Genomic DNA, 18,755 nt, shown 5'->3' with positions numbered 1-18,755 from the left:
GGGGCCGCTACGCGGCCCAGCGGGAGCAAGCTCCCTCGCCACATGGGTTTTGTGGCGAGTCAGGAATAAGGAAAAAGGATGCCCATGAACACTTACATCCGCTGGTTCCAACGCATCATCTGGGTCGGGATTGTCATGAACATGTTCTTCGCGATCCCGGCGCTGTTCGCGCCGGCGTTGCTGACGTCCATGATCGGCCTGCCACCCGTATTGTCCGATCCCTGGCTGGAGAACGCCGGCATGTTGCTGGTGGGGATCAGCCTGTTCTACATGCCCTCGGGGTTCAACGCGCCACGTTTCGTGGTGCATTCGTGGTTGTGCGTGCTGTCGCGGCTGGTGGCGGTGGTGTTCTGGATCTACCTGATCAACACCAACAACCAGGGCTCGTTGTTCGTGCCGATGTTGATGGGCGACCTGAGCATGTTCCTGATCCTGGGCGTGCTGTTGTACCTGGGCAGCCCGAAGGTCAATCGTCCGCTGGCCTTGCTTTGCGCCGGGTGGCGGGAATGGCGCGCCGGTTGGGCGCTGCGCTGGCAGAGCCACGGATTCAAGGTCGGCACGTTGCTGGTGGTAGCGCTGCTGGGTTTCATTGGCTACCAGACCTGGTACCAGATGATCCGGGAAGTGCCGCAACCGGACTTCGCCTCAGACGAAGACCATTACAAATACGCCGCCATCGGCCTGGGCATCGAGGCGCGGATTCCCTATTACCTGTTTGCCGTACTGCCGCAGATGTGCCCGGAAAAACTGCCCAAGCCGGGCGGTTACGAGGTGTTCGGTTTCCTCTATGAAAACGGCAACGACCTGCCCATCGGCATGGCCAAGCGGCAGCTCGGCTACCCCACCGTGGAGCCCAACTGCGCTCTGTGCCATACCGGTTCCTACCGGGCCAATGCCACTGACGTAGCGATTCCGGTCGCCAGCGCGCCGGCCAATACCTTGCAACTGCAAGCCTTCCAGTGGTTCGCCTACGATTGTGCCAGCGACCCGAAATTCACCCCCGATGCGGTCATGGCGGCGATCAACAGCAAGTTCCAACTGGGTTTTTTCGAAAAGCTCTACAACCGTTACCTGATCATCCCGATGGCCAAGAGCGCGCTGCTCAAGCAGAAGCAGTCCTACGCCTGGCAGAAACTGCGTCCGGCCCAAGGCCCTGGGCGGACCGACACCTTCAACCCGACCAAAATGGTGGTGTTCGGCTTCCCGGATGACTCCACCATCGGCACCGTGGATCTGCCGCAGGTCTGGAACCAGAAGCCCCGCGAGTCGATGTACCTGCATTGGGACGGCAATAACAACAAGATCCACGAGCGCAACTACGCAGCGGCCATGGCCGTGGGCGCAACGCCGGAATCGGTGCTGCCGCCGAGTTTCAACCGGGTGACCAACTGGCTGCTGGGCCATAAGGCCCCGGCCTGGCCGTTCGCCCTGGACCAGGCCAAAGTCGCCCAAGGTAAGCCGATCTGGGAGAAAAACTGCGCCGGCTGCCATGACTTCGGCCGCAGCGACACCGGCCAGGTCACTACCAACATCGACCAGTTGGGCACCGATCCCCATCGCCTGAACTCCTTCACCACGGGCTTGGTGGCAGCGTTCCACGGCTTCAAGAAACCACCGTTCGACTTCGGCGCCTACCGCAAGACCCAGAGCTACAGCAACACGCCTACCGACGGCATCTGGCTGCGTGCGCCGTACCTGCACAATGGCTCGGTGCCGACCCTGTGGGATCTGCTGCAAGCGCCGGAACAACGTCCGCAGGTGTTCTACACCGGCTCCGACATCTACGACCAGGAGAAGGTCGGCTTCATCACCAGCGGCGCGCAAATGAAGGCGTCGGCGGATTTCAAATACGACACCCGCCTGGAAGGCAACCACAACGGCGGCCACCTGTATGGCACGCAGCTGTCGGACGTCGACAAGCGAGCCCTGATCGAATTCATGAAGACCCTGTAGCCCGGGGCATTGCGAAGGAGCGTTCACATGTCATTACTGCACCATTGGGAACATGAGTTCGACAAGGTCAAGGTCCGCCTGCACGGGTTGGTCACGCGGCTGGAAATGTCCTGGCAGAAACTCGTCAACGAGCTCGAACCCGAAGAGTTCGAGGCCATCGTCAAGCTGCTGCAGCGAGGTCACGACCAGGCGCAATACGTCATCAAGCATGGTGAGCTGCCGGACGATGAACCGGCCGTACCGTGGGAACTGGCCCATGGCTTGTCGATCCTCAAGATCGGCAATCCCAGCCCCTTGCCGCAAACCGTCGCCGAGCTCCCTACTCAGGTACTCAAGGACGGCACCTTGCTCGGCTGTCGCAAATGGGAACTGCTGGACCTGTTGTGGAGCGAGGCGCTGCTCAAGTGGATCGAGAACCTGCGCCATCACGCAACGTTCGCCACCAACCCGGCGCTGGTGAAAATGGACAGCGACGTGGTGCTGGCCATTGCCGGCGACTGGGGCACCGGGCCTTTCGACAGTCACGCACCGGCGGTGGCCGTGGCCAATCAGATGCAGCTGGCCGAGGCCGATTTCACCATCCACCTGGGCGATGTGTATTACGCCGGGACCCATTCCCAGGAAGACGTCGACATGGCCGGCTGGCCCCAGGGCAAGCAGGGCTCGTTCACCCTCAACTCCAACCACGAGATGTACAGCGGTGCCCACGGTTATTTCAAGGAACTGGCCAAGCGTTTCCCGGTGCAACAAGGCACCAGCTACTTTGCCTTGTACAACGACGACTGGCTCGTGGTCGGCCTGGACACTGCCTATGCCTCGGACGCCATGAACCTGTACATGGACGGCACTCTCAATACGCAGCAGATCGAGTGGATGAAAACCCTGCCCAAGCGCAAGAAGCTGATGGTGCTCAGTCATCACCAGGGCTTCGATATTTCCGGGCACAACAAGACTGCACTTTACCAACCGGTGTGCGACGCCCTGGGGCGCGAGCCGGATTACTGGTATTGGGGGCATCTGCACAACGGCATCTGCTATGCGCCGCAAGGCGGATTGCATGCGCGTTGCGCTGGGCACGGGGCGATTCCCTATGGCACCACCAGCGAGCTGAACGGGCATGTGCGGGTGTTGTGGTCGGAAACCCAGTTGGCGGGAGACGAGGCGTATCCGCTGCGGGTGTTGAATGGGTATGTGAAGGTGCAACTGAAGGGGGAGGAGATTGTCGAGACGTTTTATGGGGAGGATGGTTCGGTGCGGTGGTCTTCACAGTAATCGGGTGATGGGAGGCCGCTATCGTGAGCAGGCTCGCTCCCACATTTGATCTTCGGTGTGCCAAAGATCCCTTGTGGGAGCGAGCCTGCTCGCGATGCTTTTAGTTGTCAGCCCTGGACTGGAACACCCTTGAGGTAAGGTGCCGGTTCGGCCCCGAGGTTGTTGAGCATGCGCTCGCTGTACCAGTCGACGAAGTTCACCACGCCGAACTCATAGGTCTTGGAGTAAGGACCTGGCTGGTAGGCGGTGGAGTTGATACCGCGCTGGTTTTCTTCGGCCAGACGACGGTCCTGGTCGTTGGTGGCGTCCCAGACCTGGCGCATGCGTGCCACGTCATAGTCCACGCCTTCGACCGCGTCCTTGTGCACCAGCCACTTGGTGGTGACCATGGTTTCCTGGGCGCTGATCGGCCACACGGTGAACACGATGATGTGGTCGCCCATGCAGTGGTTCCACGAGTGCGGCAGGTGCAGGATGCGCATCGAGCCCAGGTCCGGGTTCTTGATGCGCCCCATCAGCTTGGCGCAGCCTTGCTTGCCGTCCATGGTCATCGACACGGTGCCCTTGAGCAGCGGCATGCGCACGATGCGGTTACGCAGGCCGAAACTGGCGTGGGCGTAAGGGATCTTCTCGGCTTCCCAGGCGGCGGCGGAAGCGGCCACATGGTCCTTGAACGCCTGGTCGGCGCGTGGGTCGGTGACGTCGTCCCATTCCAGCAGGGTCTTGAGCAGTTCCGGGTGCGAACCGCCGCAGTGGTAGCACTCGCGGTTGTTTTCCAGCACCAGTTTCCAGTTGGCCTTTTCCATCAAGGTGGTTTGCACCGCCACCTTGGTGTTCTCCATGTCGTAGGGTTCCATGTAATGGTTCAGCGTCGACAGGAAGTCATCGATGGCTGGCGGGTTCTCGGCCAGGCTGATGAAGATGTAGCCGCCAGAGGTCTTCACGTTCACGGGCTTGAGGCCGTACTGCTTCATGTCGAAGTCGGCGCCCATCTCGGTACCGGCGAACAGCAGACGACCGTCCAGCTCGTAGGTCCACTGGTGGTAATGGCAGACCAGCTTGGCGACCTTGCCCTTGTCGCTGGTGCACAGCCGCGAACCACGGTGGCGGCAGACGTTATGGAAAGCATGCACCACGCCGTCGGCGCCACGAATGACGATGATCGGGTTCTTGCCGACTTGCAGAGTCAGGTAGTTGCCCTTGGCCGGGATTTCGCAAGTCATGCCGGCGATCAACCACTCTTTCTGGAAGATTTCCTGCATGTCGATATCGAACAGGCGCTCATCGGAGTAGAACGGTTGTGGCAGCGAGAAGGTACGCTCGCGCTCCTGCAGCATCTGTGCGGTGGCCTTGCGTGCGGGTTCCAGCGGATCGCCCAGGCTCAGGGTGGTGGTGACGTCCATCGTTTTATCCTCATGGCCCTCTACGTGACCATCAAAAAAGTGGCTGATCGGTTGTGCTACGCAAGGCAGAAAATTGTGTTTGTCTGTTGAGGCGAGTGTGGGGCCGCGCAGGGGCGCAACCTTATCCATGGGCGACATGGCCCAATCTGTTCCCGACGCGCTAGCCCCGGTAGTTGGGGGCTGGTCGCGATAAGTATGTGAATGTCGCAGATAGGTAAATGGTCACCCAGGCGCCTGCGCACAATCGCCATCATGAAGGCCGGCAGTCGGCCGTGGAGATCAGCATGTCCAATAATTTCCTGAACCCGGTCACGACCCAGACCTGGGCCAATGGCCGACATATCGTACGTTGCGTCAAAGTCATCCAGGAAACCTGGGATGTGCGCACCTTCTGCTTCATGGCCGACCAGCCGATCATGTTCTTTTTCAAGCCGGGGCAGTTTGTCACCCTGGAGCTGGAAATCGAAGGCCAGCCGATCATGCGCTCCTACACCATCTCCAGCTCGCCGTCGGTGCCCTACAGTTTCTCGGTGACCATCAAGCGCGTGCCGGGGGGCAAGGTGTCCAACTGGTTGCACGACACCCTGCATGAAGGCCAGGAGTTGGCGGTGCACGGGCCGGTGGGGTTGTTCAACGCCATCGATTTCCCGAGCCCGAAAGTCCTGTACCTGAGCGGTGGCGTGGGGATCACGCCGTGCATGTCCATGGCGCGCTGGTTCTACGACACCAACGCCAATGTCGACATGACCTTCATCCACAGCGCCCGCTCGCCCAAGGACATCATCTATCACCGCGAGCTGGAACACATGGCGTCGCGGATCGACAACTTCAGCTTGCACCTGATCTGTGAAAAACATGGCCTGGGCGAGCCCTGGGCCGGATATCGCGGTTATCTGAACCACAAGATGCTGGAATTGATGGTGCCCGATTTCCTCGAACGCGAAGTGTTCTGTTGCGGCCCGACCCCGTACATGACCGCGGTCAAGCGCCTGCTGGAAGCCGCCGGCTACGACATGAAGCGTTACCACGAGGAGTCCTTCGGCGCCACACCACCGGAGGCCCGTGCCGACGCGGTGGAACAGGCCGAACAGGCGGCTGACGCTCCGGAAGTCGATGCGGCAGACCTGCACCTGGTGGAGTTCACCTCCTCGGGCAAGAGCATCCGCGTGGGACCGGGAGAAACCGTACACGCCGCCGCCGCCAAGCTCGGCATGATGATCCCCAAGGCCTGCGGCATGGGCATCTGCGGCACCTGCAAGGTGTTGAAGCTGGGCGGGGAAGTGGAAATGGACCACAACGGCGGGATCACCGAAGACGACGAGGCCGAGGGTTACATCCTGTCGTGCTGCAGCGTGCCGAAGGGGGATGTGCGGATCGAGTTTTGATCAGCACTCTCACTGGTGGGCGCTGAAGATCTTGTGGCGAGGGGATTTATCCCCGTTGGGCCGCGAAGCGGCCCCAAAGCAGTCAATTCGGTTAACCTGATACACCGCATCCGCAGGTTTTAGGGCTGCTTCGCAGCCCAGCGGGGATAAATCCCCTCGCCACAGATAGACCTCTTCCACAGATGGGCTGGGCAGGCTTTGAGCCTGTCTTCCTAGCCCGCCATCACTTCCCGAATATCCGCCGCCAATTCCCTTACCCGCGCCTCTTCCGTGTCCCATGAACACATGAAGCGTGCGCCGCCCTTGCCGATGAAGGTGTAGAAGCGCCAGCCCTTGGCGGTCAGTGCGGCGATGGCTGGCTCCGAGAGTTGCAGGAACACGCCGTTGGCCTGGACCGGGAACATCAGTTCCACGCCGGGAATGTCGCTGACCAGCTCAGCCAACAATTGGGCGCAGTGGTTGGCGTGGCGGGCGTGCTTGAGCCAGGCGTCGTTTTGCAACAGGCCGACCCAGGGCGCGGAGAGGAAGCGCATTTTCGAGGCCAGTTGCCCGGCCTGTTTGCAGCGGTAGTCGAAATCCACGGCCAGGTCATGGTTGAAGAACAGGATCGCTTCGCCCACCGCCATGCCGTTTTTCGTACCGCCGAAGCACAACACGTCCACGCCGGCCTTCCAGGTCAGGTCCGCCGGGGAGCAGCCGAGGAAGGCGCAGGCGTTGGAAAACCGCGCGCCATCCATGTGCAGGTTCAGCCCCAGTTCCTTGCAGGTGACGCTGATGGCGCGGATTTCATCCGGGGTGTAGACGCTGCCGACTTCCGTGGCCTGGGTCAGGGTCACGACCCGTGGCTTGGGGTAGTGGATGTCCTGGCGCTTGAGGGCGATCTCGCGGATCGACTCGGGGGTCAGCTTGCCGTTTTCGGTGCGCGCCACCAGCAGCTTGGAACCGTTGGAGAAAAATTCCGGTGCGCCGCATTCGTCGGTTTCGACGTGGGCGGTTTCCGAGCAGATCACGCTGTGATAACTCTGGCACAGCGAGGACAGGGCAAGGGAGTTGGCCGCCGTGCCGTTGAACGCAAAGAACACTTCGCAGTCGGTTTCGAACAAGGCCCGGAAATCGTCCGCCGCGCGGTGGGTCCACTCGTCGTCGCCGTAGGCGCGTTGGTGACCCTGGTTGGCTTCTTCCATGGCCGCCCAGGCTTCGGGGCAAATGCCGGAATAGTTGTCGCTGGCAAACTGTTGACTCTTGTCGGTCATGGCCTTGCTCCTGATATAGAGAGTCCTGGATAAAGAGATCCCTGGCGGAACGCCCGGATGGGGCGTTCCCTGGTTCGGCGTGTTTGGGTCCACAGCGCCGTGGTCGATACTGGTGCGCACTTTACCCAAGATTAGCGAGGGAACACACCGGATGTTTCTGTCAGGAAATCACAAAGTCATCGAGTCGCTTTACTCATGAGCAGGCGTGACGGTGCCTTGGACCTGCTCAAGTGGTTGGCGCTTTTGTCGATGGTCTTCGATCATCTGCGATATGTCGGTTTTTCCGTCGATTGGCTCTATGTGCCGGGGCGGTTGGCGTTCCCATGGTTCTGCTTGGCGATGGCGGCGAACCTGGCGCGCAGTGGTGCCAGCGCTGCTCCATGGCGGTACTTGGGCTGGCTGCTGTTATTCAGTGCCGTCAGCGAGATCCCCTACCGCTTGTTCATTCCCGACCCTTCCACGCTGAACGTCATGCCGACGCTGGTGCTCGGGTTGCTTGTGGCGCGTTGTTGGCAAACGCCCACCCTGGAAGCCCGATGCCTGGCCGTGGCGGCGTTGCTGCTGGCGGCGCTGTTTTCGTCGCAGCTGATGTTCGGCTTCTTTGGCGTGCTGCTGCCGCTGGCGATGCTGCTGGTCTTCAGGCGTCCCTTGTACATGGCCTTGTTGCCGGGGCTGGTTTGCGTGGCGGCCAACCAATGGCGGGTGTTGTATGGCGCGGCATGGCTGGGGGATGGGGTGGCGTTTTGGGGCCTGGTGGCTTGCCTGATCGCGCCATGGCTTGGGTTGATGCTTTTGCGACAGGCTGGTCGTTTTCATCCACCGCCCATGCGGCGCTGGGCCTACGTGCTGTATCCCGCGCATTTTCTGCTGTTGCTCGCGGTTCGCCAGATCGCCGCATAGCCCTGTGGGAGCAGCATTTTGGGAGCAAAGCTGTGGGAACAATGCCTGTGGGAGCAAGGCTTGCCCGCGATGAAAGCGACGCGGTCTCCCATGAACCGAGGCGCCTGGATCGCGAGCAAGCTTTGCTCCCACAGTGCTATCCCGCAGCCCTTGCTCTCCGACTCTTTGAGCGCATGTCGTAAACGCACCTTTGCGTGGCGTCCATAGGCATTTGACCTGCCTGCGCCAGCCATACCATCGCATCCAAAGGGCACGACCGAACGGTCCGTGCCTCACCGAGACGAAAGGCGCACCGCCGCCGCTGGGAGAGACGCGATGTTCAGCAAGCAAGACCAAATCCAAGGCTACGATGATGCACTGCTGGCGGCGATGAACGCCGAAGAGCAACGCCAGGAAGATCACATCGAGCTGATCGCGTCAGAGAACTACACCAGCAAGCGCGTGATGCAGGCCCAGGGCAGCGGCCTGACCAACAAGTATGCCGAAGGCTATCCGGGCAAGCGCTACTACGGTGGCTGCGAGCACGTCGACAAAGTCGAAGCCCTGGCCATCGAGCGCGCCAAACAACTGTTCGGCGCCGATTACGCCAACGTCCAGCCGCACTCCGGGTCTTCGGCCAACAGCGCCGTGTACCTGGCCCTGCTGCAGGCTGGCGATACCATCCTGGGCATGAGCCTGGCCCACGGCGGTCACTTGACCCACGGCGCCAAAGTGTCGTCCTCGGGCAAGCTCTACAACGCGGTGCAATACGGCATCGACACCACCACCGGCCTGATCGACTACGACGAAGTCGAGCGCCTGGCGGTCGAGCACAAGCCGAAGATGATCGTGGCCGGTTTCTCCGCTTACTCCAAGACCCTGGATTTCCCACGCTTCCGCCAGATCGCCGACAAGGTCGGTGCCCTGTTGTTCGTCGACATGGCTCACGTCGCGGGCCTGGTCGCCGCTGGCCTGTACCCGAACCCGCTGCCGTACGCCGATGTGGTCACCACCACCACCCACAAGACCCTGCGCGGTCCACGTGGCGGCCTGATCCTGGCAAAGGCCAACGAAGAGATCGAGAAGAAGCTCAACGCCGCGGTATTCCCCGGCGCCCAGGGCGGCCCGCTGATGCACGTGATCGCCGGCAAGGCGGTGTGCTTCAAGGAAGCGGCGGAGCCAGGCTTCAAGGCCTATCAGCAGCAAGTGATCGATAACGCCCAGGCCATGGCTGGCGTGTTCATCAAGCGCGGCTACGATGTAGTGTCCGGCGGCACCGATAACCACCTGTTCCTGGTCAGCCTGATCCGTCAGGGCCTGACTGGCAAGGACGCCGATGCCGCCCTGGGCCGCGCCCACATCACCGTCAACAAGAACGCCGTGCCGAACGACCCGCAATCGCCGTTCGTGACCTCGGGCCTGCGTATCGGCACCCCGGCGGTGACCACCCGCGGCTTCAAGGTTACCCAGTGCGTCACGCTGGCCGGCTGGATCTGCGACATCCTCGACAACCTCGGTGATGCCGATGTCGAGGCCAACGTTGCCCAGCAAGTAGCGGCCCTGTGCGCGGACTTCCCGGTTTATCGCTGAGTCGGTTTTGGAGTAATGACTATGCAACGCTATTCGGGCTTCGGCCTCTTCAAACACTCTCTCAGCCATCACGAAAACTGGCAGCGGATGTGGCGCACGCCGACGCCGAAAAAAGTCTACGACGTGGTCATCGTCGGCGGTGGCGGGCATGGCCTGGCGACCGCCTACTACCTGGCCAAGGAACATGGCATCACCAACGTGGCCGTGGTCGAGAAGGGCTGGCTGGGCGGCGGTAACACCGCGCGCAACACCACCATCGTGCGTTCCAACTACCTGTGGGACGAATCGGCGCACCTGTACGAACACGCGATGAAACTCTGGGAAGGCCTGTCCCAGGACCTGAACTACAACGTGATGTTCTCTCAGCGTGGCGTCTACAACCTGTGCCACACCCTGCAGGACATCCGTGATTCCGAGCGTCGCGTCAGCGCCAACCGCCTCAACGGCGTGGACGGTGAATTGCTCACCGCCAAGCAAGTGGCCGACGAGATCCCGTACCTGGATTGCTCGAAAAACACCCGCTACCCGGTGATGGGCGCCACCGTCCAGCGTCGCGGCGGCGTGGCCCGTCACGATGCCGTGGCCTGGGGCTTTGCCCGGGCGGCGGACGCCCTGGGCGTGGACCTGATCCAGCAGACCGAAGTGATCGGCTTTCGCAAGGAAAACGGCGTGTGCATCGGCGTGGAAACCAACAAGGGTTTCATCGGCGCCAAGCGCGTCGGCGTGGTGACGGCCGGTAACTCCGGGCACATGGCCAAGCTCGCGGGCTTTCGCCTGCCGATCGAATCCCACCCGCTGCAAGCGCTGGTGTCGGAGCCGATCAAGCCAATCATCGACAGCGTGATCATGTCCAACGCCGTGCACGGCTACATCAGCCAGTCCGACAAGGGGGACCTGGTGATCGGTGCCGGTATCGACGGCTACAACGGCTACGGCCAGCGTGGTTCGTACCCGGTGATCGAGCACACCATCCAGGCCATCGTCGAGATGTTCCCGGTGCTGTCGCGGGTGCGCATGAACCGCCAGTGGGGCGGCATCGTCGACACCACGCCGGACGCCTGCCCGATCATCTCCAAGACCCCGGTGCCGAACATGTTCTTCAACTGCGGTTGGGGTACCGGCGGCTTCAAGGCCACCCCGGGCTCGGGCAACGTCTTCGCTGCAAGCCTGGCCAAGGGTGAAATGCACCCACTGGCCGCGCCGTTTTCCATCGACCGTTTCCACAACGGTGCACTGATCGACGAACACGGCGCTGCTGCCGTCGCCCACTAACAGGAGAAATCCCTATGTTGCACATCTTCTGTCCTCACTGCGGCGAACTGCGCTCCGAAGAGGAATTCCATGCATCCGGCCAGGCGCACATCCCGCGTCCGCTGGACCCCAACGCCTGCACCGACGAGCAGTGGGGCGACTACATGTTCTTCCGCGATAACCCGCGCGGCCTGCACCACGAGCTGTGGATTCACGCCGCCGGTTGCCGCCAGTACTTCAACGCGACTCGCGACACCGTGACCTACGAGATTCTCGAAACCTACAAGATCGGCCAAAAGCCGCAATTCACCGACAAGGCTGACAGTCCGAAAGCGGCCGCACAGGCTCTGGGAGAGAAGGTATGAGCCAGATCAATCGCCTGTCCAACGGCGGACGGATCGACCGCAACAAAGTGCTGAGCTTTACCTTCAACGGCCAGACCTACAAAGGCTTCGAAGGCGATTCCCTGGCCGCTGCACTGCTGGCCAACGGTGTCGACATCATCGGTCGCAGCTTCAAGTATTCCCGCCCGCGCGGCATCTTCGCCGCCGGTGCCGAAGAGCCGAACGCGGTGCTGCAGATCGGCGCCACCGAAGCCACGCAAATCCCTAACGTACGTGCCACGCAACAGGCGCTGTACCAGGGTCTGGTCGCCACCAGCACCAACGGCTGGCCGAACGTGAACAACGACATGATGGGGATTCTCGGCAAGGTCGGCGGCAAGCTGATGCCGCCGGGTTTCTACTACAAAACCTTCATGTACCCGCAATCGTTCTGGATGACTTACGAGAAGTACATCCGCAAGGCCGCAGGGTTAGGTCGCTCGCCGACCGAGAACGATCCGGACACCTACGACTACATGAACCGTCACTGCGACGTGCTGATTGTCGGCGCCGGCCCTGCTGGCCTGGCCGCCGCATTGGCTGCGGCCCGCAGCGGCGCGCGGGTGATCCTGGCCGACGAGCAGGAGGAGTTCGGCGGTAGCCTGCTCGATTCTCGCGAAAGCCTGGATGGCAAGCCGGCGACCGAGTGGGTGGCCGCTGTTGTTGCTGAACTCAAGTCGATGCCGGACGTGGTGCTGCTGCCACGCGCCACGGTCAACGGTTATCACGACCATAACTTCCTGACCATCCACGAGCGCCTCACCGACCATCTCGGTGACCGTGCGCCAATTGGCCAGGTCCGCCAGCGCATCAACCGCGTCCGCGCCAAGCGTGTGGTGCTGGCGACCGGCGCCTGCGAACGCCCGCTGGTCTACGGTAACAACGACGTGCCGGGCAACATGCTGGCTGGCGCGGTCTCCACCTACGTGCGCCGCTATGGCGTGGCACCGGGCAAGAAACTGGTGCTGAGCACCAACAACGACCACGCTTATCGCGTGGCCCTGGACTGGTTCGACGCCGGCTTGCAAGTGGTGGCCGTCGCCGACGCCCGCAGCAACCCACGGGGTGCGCTGGTGGAAGAGGCGCGTGCCAAGGGCATCCGCATTCTCACCGGCAGCGCCGTGATCGAGGCGCGTGGCAGCAAGCGCGTCACCGGGGCACGTGTCGCCGCGATCGATGTCCGCGCCCACAAAGTCACCAGCCCCGGCGAGTGGTTGGACTGCGACCTGGTCGCCAGCTCTGGCGGCTACAGCCCGGTGGTTCACTTGGCTTCGCACTTGGGCGGCAAGCCGATCTGGCGTGAAGACATCCTCGGTTTCGTACCGGGCGAAGCACCGCAGAAGCGCGTGTGTGTCGGCGGCGTGAATGGCGTCTACAGCCTCGGCGACAGCTTGGCCGACGGTTTTGAAGGCGGCGTGCGCGCAGCCAGCGAAGCCGGTTTCAAAGCGGTCGAGGGCGTATTGCCCAAAGCCCTGAGCCGTCACGAAGAGCCGACCCTGGCGCTGTTCCAGGTACCGCACGAAAAAGCCACCGCACGGGCGCCGAAGCAATTCGTCGACCTGCAGAACGACGTCACCGCCGCCGCCATCGAGCTCGCCACCCGCGAAGGTTTCGAGTCGGTGGAACACGTCAAGCGCTACACCGCACTGGGCTTCGGCACCGACCAGGGCAAACTGGGCAACGTCAACGGTCTGGCCATCGCGGCTCGTTCGCTGAACGTGAGCATCCCGCAGATGGGCACCACCATGTTCCGCCCGAACTACACGCCGGTGACTTTCGGCGCGGTAGCTGGCCGGCACTGTGGGCACATCTTCGAGCCAGTGCGTTTCACCGCGCTGCATGCCTGGCATGTGAAGAACGGTGCCGAATTCGAAGACGTCGGCCAGTGGAAACGCCCATGGTATTTCCCGAAGAACGGCGAAGACATGCATGCCGCCGTGAAGCGCGAATGCAAAGCCGTGCGCGACAGCGTCGGCCTGCTGGACGCCTCGACCCTGGGCAAGATCGACATCCAGGGCCCGGATGCCCGCGAGTTCCTCAACCGCATCTACACCAACGCCTGGACCAAGCTCGACGTGGGCAAGGCCCGCTACGGCCTGATGTGCAAGGAAGACGGTATGGTGTTCGACGATGGCGTGACCGCCTGCGTCGCCGAGAACCACTTCATCATGACCACCACCACCGGCGGTGCGGCCCGCGTGCTGCAATGGCTGGAGATCTACCAGCAGACCGAATGGCCGGACCTGAAGGTGTACTTCACCTCGGTCACCGACCACTGGGCGACCATGACCCTGTCGGGCCCCAACAGTCGCAAGCTGCTGAGCGAAGTCACCGACATCGACCTGGACAAGGACGGCTTCCCGTTCATGACCTGGAAAGAAGGCCTGGTGGGCGGCGTGCCGGCGCGGGTGTTCCGCATTTCGTTCACCGGTGAGCTGTCGTACGAAGTCAACGTGCAAGCCGACTACGCCATGGGCGTGCTCGAGCAGATCGTCGAGGCCGGCAAGAAGTACAACCTGACCCCGTACGGCACCGAGACCATGCACGTGCTGCGGGCCGAGAAGGGTTTCATCATCGTCGGCCAGGACACCGACGGCTCGATGACTCCGGACGACCTGAACATGGGTTGGTGCGTAGGCCGGACCAAACCGTTTTCGTGGATCGGCTGGCGTGGCATGAATCGCGAAGATTGCGTGCGCGAAGACCGCAAGCAACTGGTGGGCCTCAAGCCGATTGACCCGAATGTCTGGCTGCCGGAAGGCGCGCAACTGGTGTTCAACACCAAGCAGGCGATCCCGATGACCATGGTTGGCCACGTGACTTCCAGCTATGCCCACAACTCCCTGGGTTATTCATTTGCCATGGGTGTGGTCAAGGGGGGCCTCAAGCGGATGGGCGAGCGCGTCTTCGCACCATTGGCCGACGGCAGCGTGATCGAGGCAGAGATCGTTTCTTCGGTGTTCTTCGATCCGAAAGGCGACCGGCAGAATATTTAACACTTAAGCCCTGTGGTGAGGGGCGTGTGGGAGCAAAGCTTGCTCGCGATGCAGGCGACACGGTAGCCGTAAGACCGAGTTATCGTTCATCGCGGGCAAGCCTTGCTCCCACAGCACCACACACCGGCAGGTCGAACAAGCATTCAGACAGGTGCTCCATATGACCGCAGTCAACGTGTACCAACAACGCCCAACCACCGGGGCCAAGGCCGAGTCGTCGCTGCACCATGCCGACCTCGCCAGCCTGGTGGGCAAGGGCCGCAAGAACGCCGGTGTGACCGTGCGCGAGAAAAAACTCCTGGGTCACCTGACCATTCGTGGCGATGGCCACGACCCGGCGTTCGCCGCCGGCGTGCACAAGGCCCTGGGCCTGGAATTGCCAGGCGCCCTGACCGTCATCGTCAAGGGTGAAACCAGCCTGCAATGGCTCGGCCCGGACGAGTGGCTGCTGGTGGTGCCGAGTGGCGAAGAGTTCGCTGCCGAGAAAAAACTGCGTGAAGCGCTGGGCGATCTGCACATCCAGATCGTCAACGTCAGCGGCGGCCAGCAGATCCTCGAACTGTCCGGCCCGAACGTGCGCGACGTGCTGATGAAATCCACCAGCTACGATGTACACCCAAGCAACTTCCCGGTGGGCAAGGCCGTGGGTACGGTGTTCGCCAAGTCGCAACTGGTGATCCGCCACACCGGCGAAGACACCTGGGAACTGGTGATCCGCCGCAGCTTCTCCGATTACTGGTGGTTGTGGTTGCAGGATGCGGCGGCTGAGTATGGCTTGAGCGTCCAGGCCTGAAACACTGCAGTCCTTGTGGAAGCAGAACTGTGGGAGCAAAGCTTGCTCGCGATACAGGCGCTTGAGTTCCAGATAGACCGCGTTGTTTTTATCGCGAGCAAGCTTTGCTCCCACAGATAAATCCTCCGCCACAGGTTCTGTGTACGGCCGGGGGGTTATCCATAACAAACAGGAGTCACCGCAATGAGCCGCGCCCCGGATACATGGATCTTGACCGCCGACTGCCCCAGCGTGCTCGGCACGGTGGACGCGGTGACGCGCTTTCTGTTCGAGCAGGGCTGCTATGTCACCGAGCACCATTCCTTCGACGACCGGCTCTCGGCGCGTTTTTTCATTCGTGTGGAGTTCCGCCAGCCCGACGGTTTTGACGAGCAAAACTTCCGTGCCGGCCTGGCCGAACGCGCGCAAGCCTTTGGCATGGTCTTCGAACTGACGCCACCCAACTACCGGCCCAAAGTGGTGATCATGGTCTCCAAGGCCGATCACTGCCTCAACGATTTGCTCTACCGCCAGCGCATCGGCCAGTTGTCCATGGACGTGGTGGCCGTGGTCTCCAACCACCCCGACCTCAAGCCGTTGGCCGACTGGCACCAGATTCCCTACTACCATTTCCCCCTGGACCCGAACGACAAGCCGGCCCAGGAGCGACAGGTGTGGCAGGTGATCGAAGACACCGGTGCCGAGTTGGTGATCCTTGCCCGCTACATGCAAGTGCTGTCGCCGGAGCTGTGTCGCAAGCTCGACGGCAAGGCGATCAATATCCATCACTCGCTGCTGCCGGGCTTCAAGGGCGCCAAGCCATATCACCAAGCCTACAACAAAGGCGTGAAACTGGTCGGTGCCACGGCGCACTACATCAACAACGACCTGGACGAAGGCCCGATCATCGCCCAGGGCGTGGAAGTGGTGGACCACAGTCACTATCCCGAGGATTTGATCGCCAAGGGGCGGGACATCGAAGGGCTGACCCTGGCCCGGGCCGTGGGCTATCACATCGAGCGAAGGGTGTTCTTGAACGCCAATCGTACTGTCGTTCTTTAGGCCGACATCGCGAGCAGGCTCGCTCCCACGGAATAGGGGAGCACACAAAGATCCAATGTGGGAGCGAGCCTGCTCGCGAAGAGGCCCTCACAGACAACAAAGAAACAAGACACAAGCACTACCCGAGCAATCAACGCGCTGCCTGCCTGGGCAACGCAGTTCCATAAAAACAACAGCGAGGTGAAAGCATGTCTGGCAATCGTGGTGTCGTGTATCTCGGCAACGGCAAGGTCGAAGTACAGAAAATCGACTATCCAAAAATGCAGGACCCGCGCGGCAGGAAGATTGAGCACGGTGTCATCCTGCGCGTGGTCTCCACCAACATCTGCGGCTCCGACCAGCACATGGTGCGCGGCCGTACCACTGCCCAGACCGGTCTGGTCCTGGGTCACGAAATCACCGGTGAAGTGATCGAAAAGGGCAGCGACGTCGAGAACCTGAAAATCGGCGACCTGGTGTCGGTGCCGTTCAACGTGGCTTGCGGGCGCTGCCGTTCCTGCAAGGAGCAACACACAGGCGTCTGCCTGAGCGTCAACCCGGCCCGTGCCGGCGGTGCCTACGGTTACGTGGACATGGGCGACTGGACCGGCGGCCAGGCCGAATACGTGCTGGTGCCGTACGCCGACTTCAACCTGCTGAAGCTGCCGGATCGCGACAAGGCCATGGAGAAAATCCGCGACCTGACCTGCCTGTCCGACATCCTGCCGACCGGCTATCACGGCGCCGTCACTGCCGGCGTTGGCCCTGGCAGCACCGTCTACATCGCCGGTGCCGGCCCGGTTGGCCTGGCGGCCGCTGCCTCCGCGCGCCTGCTGGGTGCCGCCGTGGTGATCATTGGTGACGTCAACCCGGTCCGCCTGGCTCACGCCAAGGCCCAGGGTTTTGAAATCGCCGACCTGTCCCAGGACACCCCGCTGCACGAACAGATCGCTGCCTTGCTGGGCGAACCGGAAGTCGATTGCGCCGTCGATGCGGTAGGCTTCGAAGCCCGCGGCCACGGCCATGACGGCGTCAAGCACGAAGCCCCGGCCACCGTGCTCAACTCCTTGATGGGCGTGGTCCGCGTCGCCGGCAAAATCGGCATCCCTGGCCTCTACGTCACCGAAGACCCGGGCGCCGTCGATGCAGCAGCCAAAATGGGTAGCCTGAGCATCCGCTTCGGCCTGGGCTGGGCCAAATCCCACAGCTTCCACACCGGCCAGACCCCAGTCATGAAGTACAACCGCCAACTGATGCAGGCGATCATGTGGGACCGCATCAACATTGCTGAAATCGTTGGCGTACAGGTGATCAGCCTGGATGACGCGCCGAAGGGTTATGGCGAGTTCGATGCGGGCGTGCCGAAGAAGTTTGTGATTGATCCGCATAAGTTGTTCAGTGCGGCATAACGTTGTAGGCAAGACGGAAAAAGGGCGACAGAGATGTCGCCCTTTTTATTCAGCCCTACAGACGGCGGCTTTCCAGGACTGAAGCGTTTTTGATCGAGGTGATAGCTGGCACGTTACCGAACATACAAGGAGTCAACCGCTCACCCACCTCAGGATGGCTCCCGGATCGTTTATTCCGGCGTCACTCTCGTGGCCTGCATGCCTTTATCCCCCTTCTCGATTTCAAACGAAACGGTCTGCCTCTGTTTCAACGTTTTATAACCCTCGCCGGCTATCGCCGAGTAATGAACGAACAGTTCCTCGCCTCCTTTGCCGCAGGTAATGAAGCCATAGCCTTTCGCATCGTTAAACCATTTAACGGTTCCTTTGATTCGGTCGTTCATTTTTATTGTCCTGCTTGCCCGAATGAAGAAAGGCGCAGGGACTGTGGTTTGCCCAGAGCCTTGTTTTCGTTGTCACGACTGAGCTTAGAGGCCGTATGGACGGCTGCCTACTGTCAACATTGACAGTAGGCAATACTTGAGCGGGAGCAATCTCCCTCGCCACGGTTACTGCTGGGCAGTTGCGGTCTCGACCCGTTCGCAGAATTCAGGGTAGAAACCTTTGGCGCTAGGGCCTTGGCAATAGTTCTGCGCTTGGGCCAGGGCATCGCCGCTGAATTTCAGGTTGCGGGGCATGCTGGCAAAAGTGACGTAGCCATCCTGTTGCGTCTTGATCGCGTCGAAGCCCGGCATGTCATAGACCAGTTCCACGTCATCATCGGTCAGCAGTCGCGCCTTGACCGTCACTTGCGTGTATTGCTTGCCCTCTGGTGCGCCATTGAGCGCTGCCAGGCCGTGGCCGACAACGCGCAGCATGTGCGGGACCCAGGGCTCGCAGTCCTCCGCGCAAGCGCCTGGACGGTAAAGCACGGTCAGCGCTTGTTGATCGCGGCTTACCTCGGTCAGGGCCGGGTCAGAGCGCTTGATGCGGTGTTCGATGGTCAGCCAGGTCTTCTGCTCTTCACTCGTGCCATCGGCCAGTTCCGGGTTCAGCGGGCCGCGCTGGCATTCGTTGACACCCAGGGCGATGAGCATGCCGGTCAGGATGACCGCGAGGGTGGCGCCGCCGACTTTCACGTTCATGGGCAAACTCTGCTGGAGGAAGCCGCACTGTACGGTAATGGTGC

The 18,755-nt window shown here is 61.6% G+C and carries 15 protein-coding genes; 11 read left to right on the top strand and 4 right to left on the bottom strand.

Annotated elements, in window-relative coordinates:
- Positions 1 to 84: 84 nt before the first annotated feature.
- Together PBDP_RS27480 and PBDP_RS27475 are read left to right on the top strand one after the other, a co-directional pair.
- On the top strand, positions 85 to 1,953 hold the full coding sequence (locus tag PBDP_RS27480; protein WP_212801556.1) for a c-type cytochrome: 1,869 nt from the start codon (positions 85 to 87) through the stop codon (positions 1,951 to 1,953).
- A 27-nt stretch (positions 1,954 to 1,980) separates the two neighbouring features.
- Positions 1,981 to 3,225 (top strand): metallophosphoesterase, encoded by a 1,245-nt coding sequence (locus tag PBDP_RS27475; protein WP_109755041.1) that lies wholly within the window; start codon positions 1,981 to 1,983, stop codon positions 3,223 to 3,225.
- A gap of 107 nt (positions 3,226 to 3,332) precedes the next feature.
- Here the strand turns inward: PBDP_RS27475 and gbca are convergent, their stop codons facing one another.
- Complete coding sequence (gbca, locus tag PBDP_RS27470; protein ID WP_109755040.1) at positions 3,333 to 4,628, bottom strand: glycine betaine monooxygenase oxygenase subunit; 1,296 nt, start codon at positions 4,626 to 4,628, stop codon at positions 3,333 to 3,335.
- Positions 4,629 to 4,912: 284 nt separating this feature from the next.
- Here gbca and gbcB point away from each other — a divergent pair, with 284 nt between their 5' ends.
- Complete coding sequence (gene gbcB, locus PBDP_RS27465; RefSeq protein WP_060743118.1) at positions 4,913 to 6,013, top strand: glycine betaine monooxygenase reductase subunit; 1,101 nt, start codon at positions 4,913 to 4,915, stop codon at positions 6,011 to 6,013.
- A gap of 212 nt (positions 6,014 to 6,225) precedes the next feature.
- Here the strand turns inward: gbcB and PBDP_RS27460 are convergent, their stop codons facing one another.
- On the bottom strand, positions 6,226 to 7,266 hold the full coding sequence (locus PBDP_RS27460) for a threonine aldolase family protein (protein ID WP_212801555.1): 1,041 nt from the start codon (positions 7,264 to 7,266) through the stop codon (positions 6,226 to 6,228).
- Between the two features lie 195 nt (positions 7,267 to 7,461).
- Here PBDP_RS27460 and PBDP_RS27455 point away from each other — a divergent pair, with 195 nt between their 5' ends.
- From PBDP_RS27455 to fdhA, 8 genes are all read left to right on the top strand, one after another.
- Positions 7,462 to 8,166: a TraX family protein gene (locus PBDP_RS27455; protein WP_212801554.1), complete on the top strand. Its 705-nt coding sequence runs from the start codon at positions 7,462 to 7,464 to the stop codon at positions 8,164 to 8,166.
- Positions 8,167 to 8,481: 315 nt separating this feature from the next.
- On the top strand, positions 8,482 to 9,735 hold the full coding sequence (gene glyA, locus PBDP_RS27450) for a serine hydroxymethyltransferase (protein WP_047228145.1): 1,254 nt from the start codon (positions 8,482 to 8,484) through the stop codon (positions 9,733 to 9,735).
- A gap of 21 nt (positions 9,736 to 9,756) precedes the next feature.
- Positions 9,757 to 11,007, top strand: a complete 1,251-nt coding sequence (locus PBDP_RS27445) for a sarcosine oxidase subunit beta (protein WP_109755034.1) — start codon at positions 9,757 to 9,759, stop codon at positions 11,005 to 11,007.
- 14 nt (positions 11,008 to 11,021) lie between these two features.
- On the top strand, positions 11,022 to 11,351 hold the full coding sequence (locus PBDP_RS27440) for a sarcosine oxidase subunit delta (protein ID WP_109755033.1): 330 nt from the start codon (positions 11,022 to 11,024) through the stop codon (positions 11,349 to 11,351).
- Positions 11,348 to 14,365, top strand: coding sequence for a sarcosine oxidase subunit alpha (locus PBDP_RS27435; protein ID WP_109755032.1), 3,018 nt, complete (start codon positions 11,348 to 11,350; stop codon positions 14,363 to 14,365). The genes PBDP_RS27440 and PBDP_RS27435 overlap by 4 nt, the downstream gene beginning before the upstream one ends.
- Before the next feature lie 160 nt (positions 14,366 to 14,525).
- Positions 14,526 to 15,158 carry a sarcosine oxidase subunit gamma gene (locus tag PBDP_RS27430; protein WP_210641602.1) on the top strand — a complete coding sequence of 211 codons (633 nt, stop codon included), beginning with the start codon at positions 14,526 to 14,528 and terminating at the stop codon, positions 15,156 to 15,158.
- Between the two features lie 183 nt (positions 15,159 to 15,341).
- Positions 15,342 to 16,199, top strand: a complete 858-nt coding sequence (gene purU, locus PBDP_RS27425) for a formyltetrahydrofolate deformylase (protein WP_039590651.1) — start codon at positions 15,342 to 15,344, stop codon at positions 16,197 to 16,199.
- A 188-nt stretch (positions 16,200 to 16,387) separates the two neighbouring features.
- Entirely contained in the window at positions 16,388 to 17,587 is a 1,200-nt protein-coding gene (fdhA, locus tag PBDP_RS27420) for a formaldehyde dehydrogenase, glutathione-independent (RefSeq protein WP_109755030.1), read from the top strand.
- 170 nt (positions 17,588 to 17,757) lie between these two features.
- Here the strand turns inward: fdhA and PBDP_RS27415 are convergent, their stop codons facing one another.
- Together PBDP_RS27415 and PBDP_RS27410 are read right to left on the bottom strand one after the other, a co-directional pair.
- Complete coding sequence (locus tag PBDP_RS27415) at positions 17,758 to 17,970, bottom strand: cold-shock protein (RefSeq protein WP_109755029.1); 213 nt, start codon at positions 17,968 to 17,970, stop codon at positions 17,758 to 17,760.
- Between the two features lie 165 nt (positions 17,971 to 18,135).
- Positions 18,136 to 18,711, bottom strand: a complete 576-nt coding sequence (locus PBDP_RS27410; protein ID WP_109755028.1) for a hypothetical protein — start codon at positions 18,709 to 18,711, stop codon at positions 18,136 to 18,138.
- Positions 18,712 to 18,755: the final 44 nt, after the last annotated feature.

This window comes from Pseudomonas sp. St290 (assembly GCF_018325805.1).
In the GTDB taxonomy this organism is placed as follows: Bacteria; Pseudomonadota; Gammaproteobacteria; order Pseudomonadales; family Pseudomonadaceae; genus Aquipseudomonas; species Aquipseudomonas bijieensis.
Note: the sequence above shows the minus strand (reverse complement) of the source record. Positions and strands in the feature narration are given on the sequence as shown.

What these genes read in the sequence shown, in the direction of transcription:
- PBDP_RS27440 (WP_109755033.1), top strand. Translation starts at nt 11,022, where the DNA reads ATGTTGCACATCTTCTGTCCTCACTGCGGCGAACTGCGCTCCGAAGAG.
- PBDP_RS27435 (WP_109755032.1), top strand. Translation starts at nt 11,348, where the DNA reads ATGAGCCAGATCAATCGCCTGTCCAACGGCGGACGGATCGACCGCAAC.
- gbcB (WP_060743118.1), top strand. Translation starts at nt 4,913, where the DNA reads ATGTCCAATAATTTCCTGAACCCGGTCACGACCCAGACCTGGGCCAAT.
- PBDP_RS27415 (WP_109755029.1), bottom strand. Translation starts at nt 17,970, where the DNA reads ATGAACGACCGAATCAAAGGAACCGTTAAATGGTTTAACGATGCGAAA.
- glyA (WP_047228145.1), top strand. Translation starts at nt 8,482, where the DNA reads ATGTTCAGCAAGCAAGACCAAATCCAAGGCTACGATGATGCACTGCTG.
- gbca (WP_109755040.1), bottom strand. Translation starts at nt 4,628, where the DNA reads ATGGACGTCACCACCACCCTGAGCCTGGGCGATCCGCTGGAACCCGCA.
- PBDP_RS27445 (WP_109755034.1), top strand. Translation starts at nt 9,757, where the DNA reads ATGCAACGCTATTCGGGCTTCGGCCTCTTCAAACACTCTCTCAGCCAT.
- purU (WP_039590651.1), top strand. Translation starts at nt 15,342, where the DNA reads ATGAGCCGCGCCCCGGATACATGGATCTTGACCGCCGACTGCCCCAGC.
- PBDP_RS27475 (WP_109755041.1), top strand. Translation starts at nt 1,981, where the DNA reads ATGTCATTACTGCACCATTGGGAACATGAGTTCGACAAGGTCAAGGTC.
- PBDP_RS27455 (WP_212801554.1), top strand. Translation starts at nt 7,462, where the DNA reads ATGAGCAGGCGTGACGGTGCCTTGGACCTGCTCAAGTGGTTGGCGCTT.
- PBDP_RS27480 (WP_212801556.1), top strand. Translation starts at nt 85, where the DNA reads ATGAACACTTACATCCGCTGGTTCCAACGCATCATCTGGGTCGGGATT.
- PBDP_RS27460 (WP_212801555.1), bottom strand. Translation starts at nt 7,266, where the DNA reads ATGACCGACAAGAGTCAACAGTTTGCCAGCGACAACTATTCCGGCATT.
- PBDP_RS27430 (WP_210641602.1), top strand. Translation starts at nt 14,526, where the DNA reads ATGACCGCAGTCAACGTGTACCAACAACGCCCAACCACCGGGGCCAAG.
- fdhA (WP_109755030.1), top strand. Translation starts at nt 16,388, where the DNA reads ATGTCTGGCAATCGTGGTGTCGTGTATCTCGGCAACGGCAAGGTCGAA.
- PBDP_RS27410 (WP_109755028.1), bottom strand. Translation starts at nt 18,711, where the DNA reads ATGAACGTGAAAGTCGGCGGCGCCACCCTCGCGGTCATCCTGACCGGC.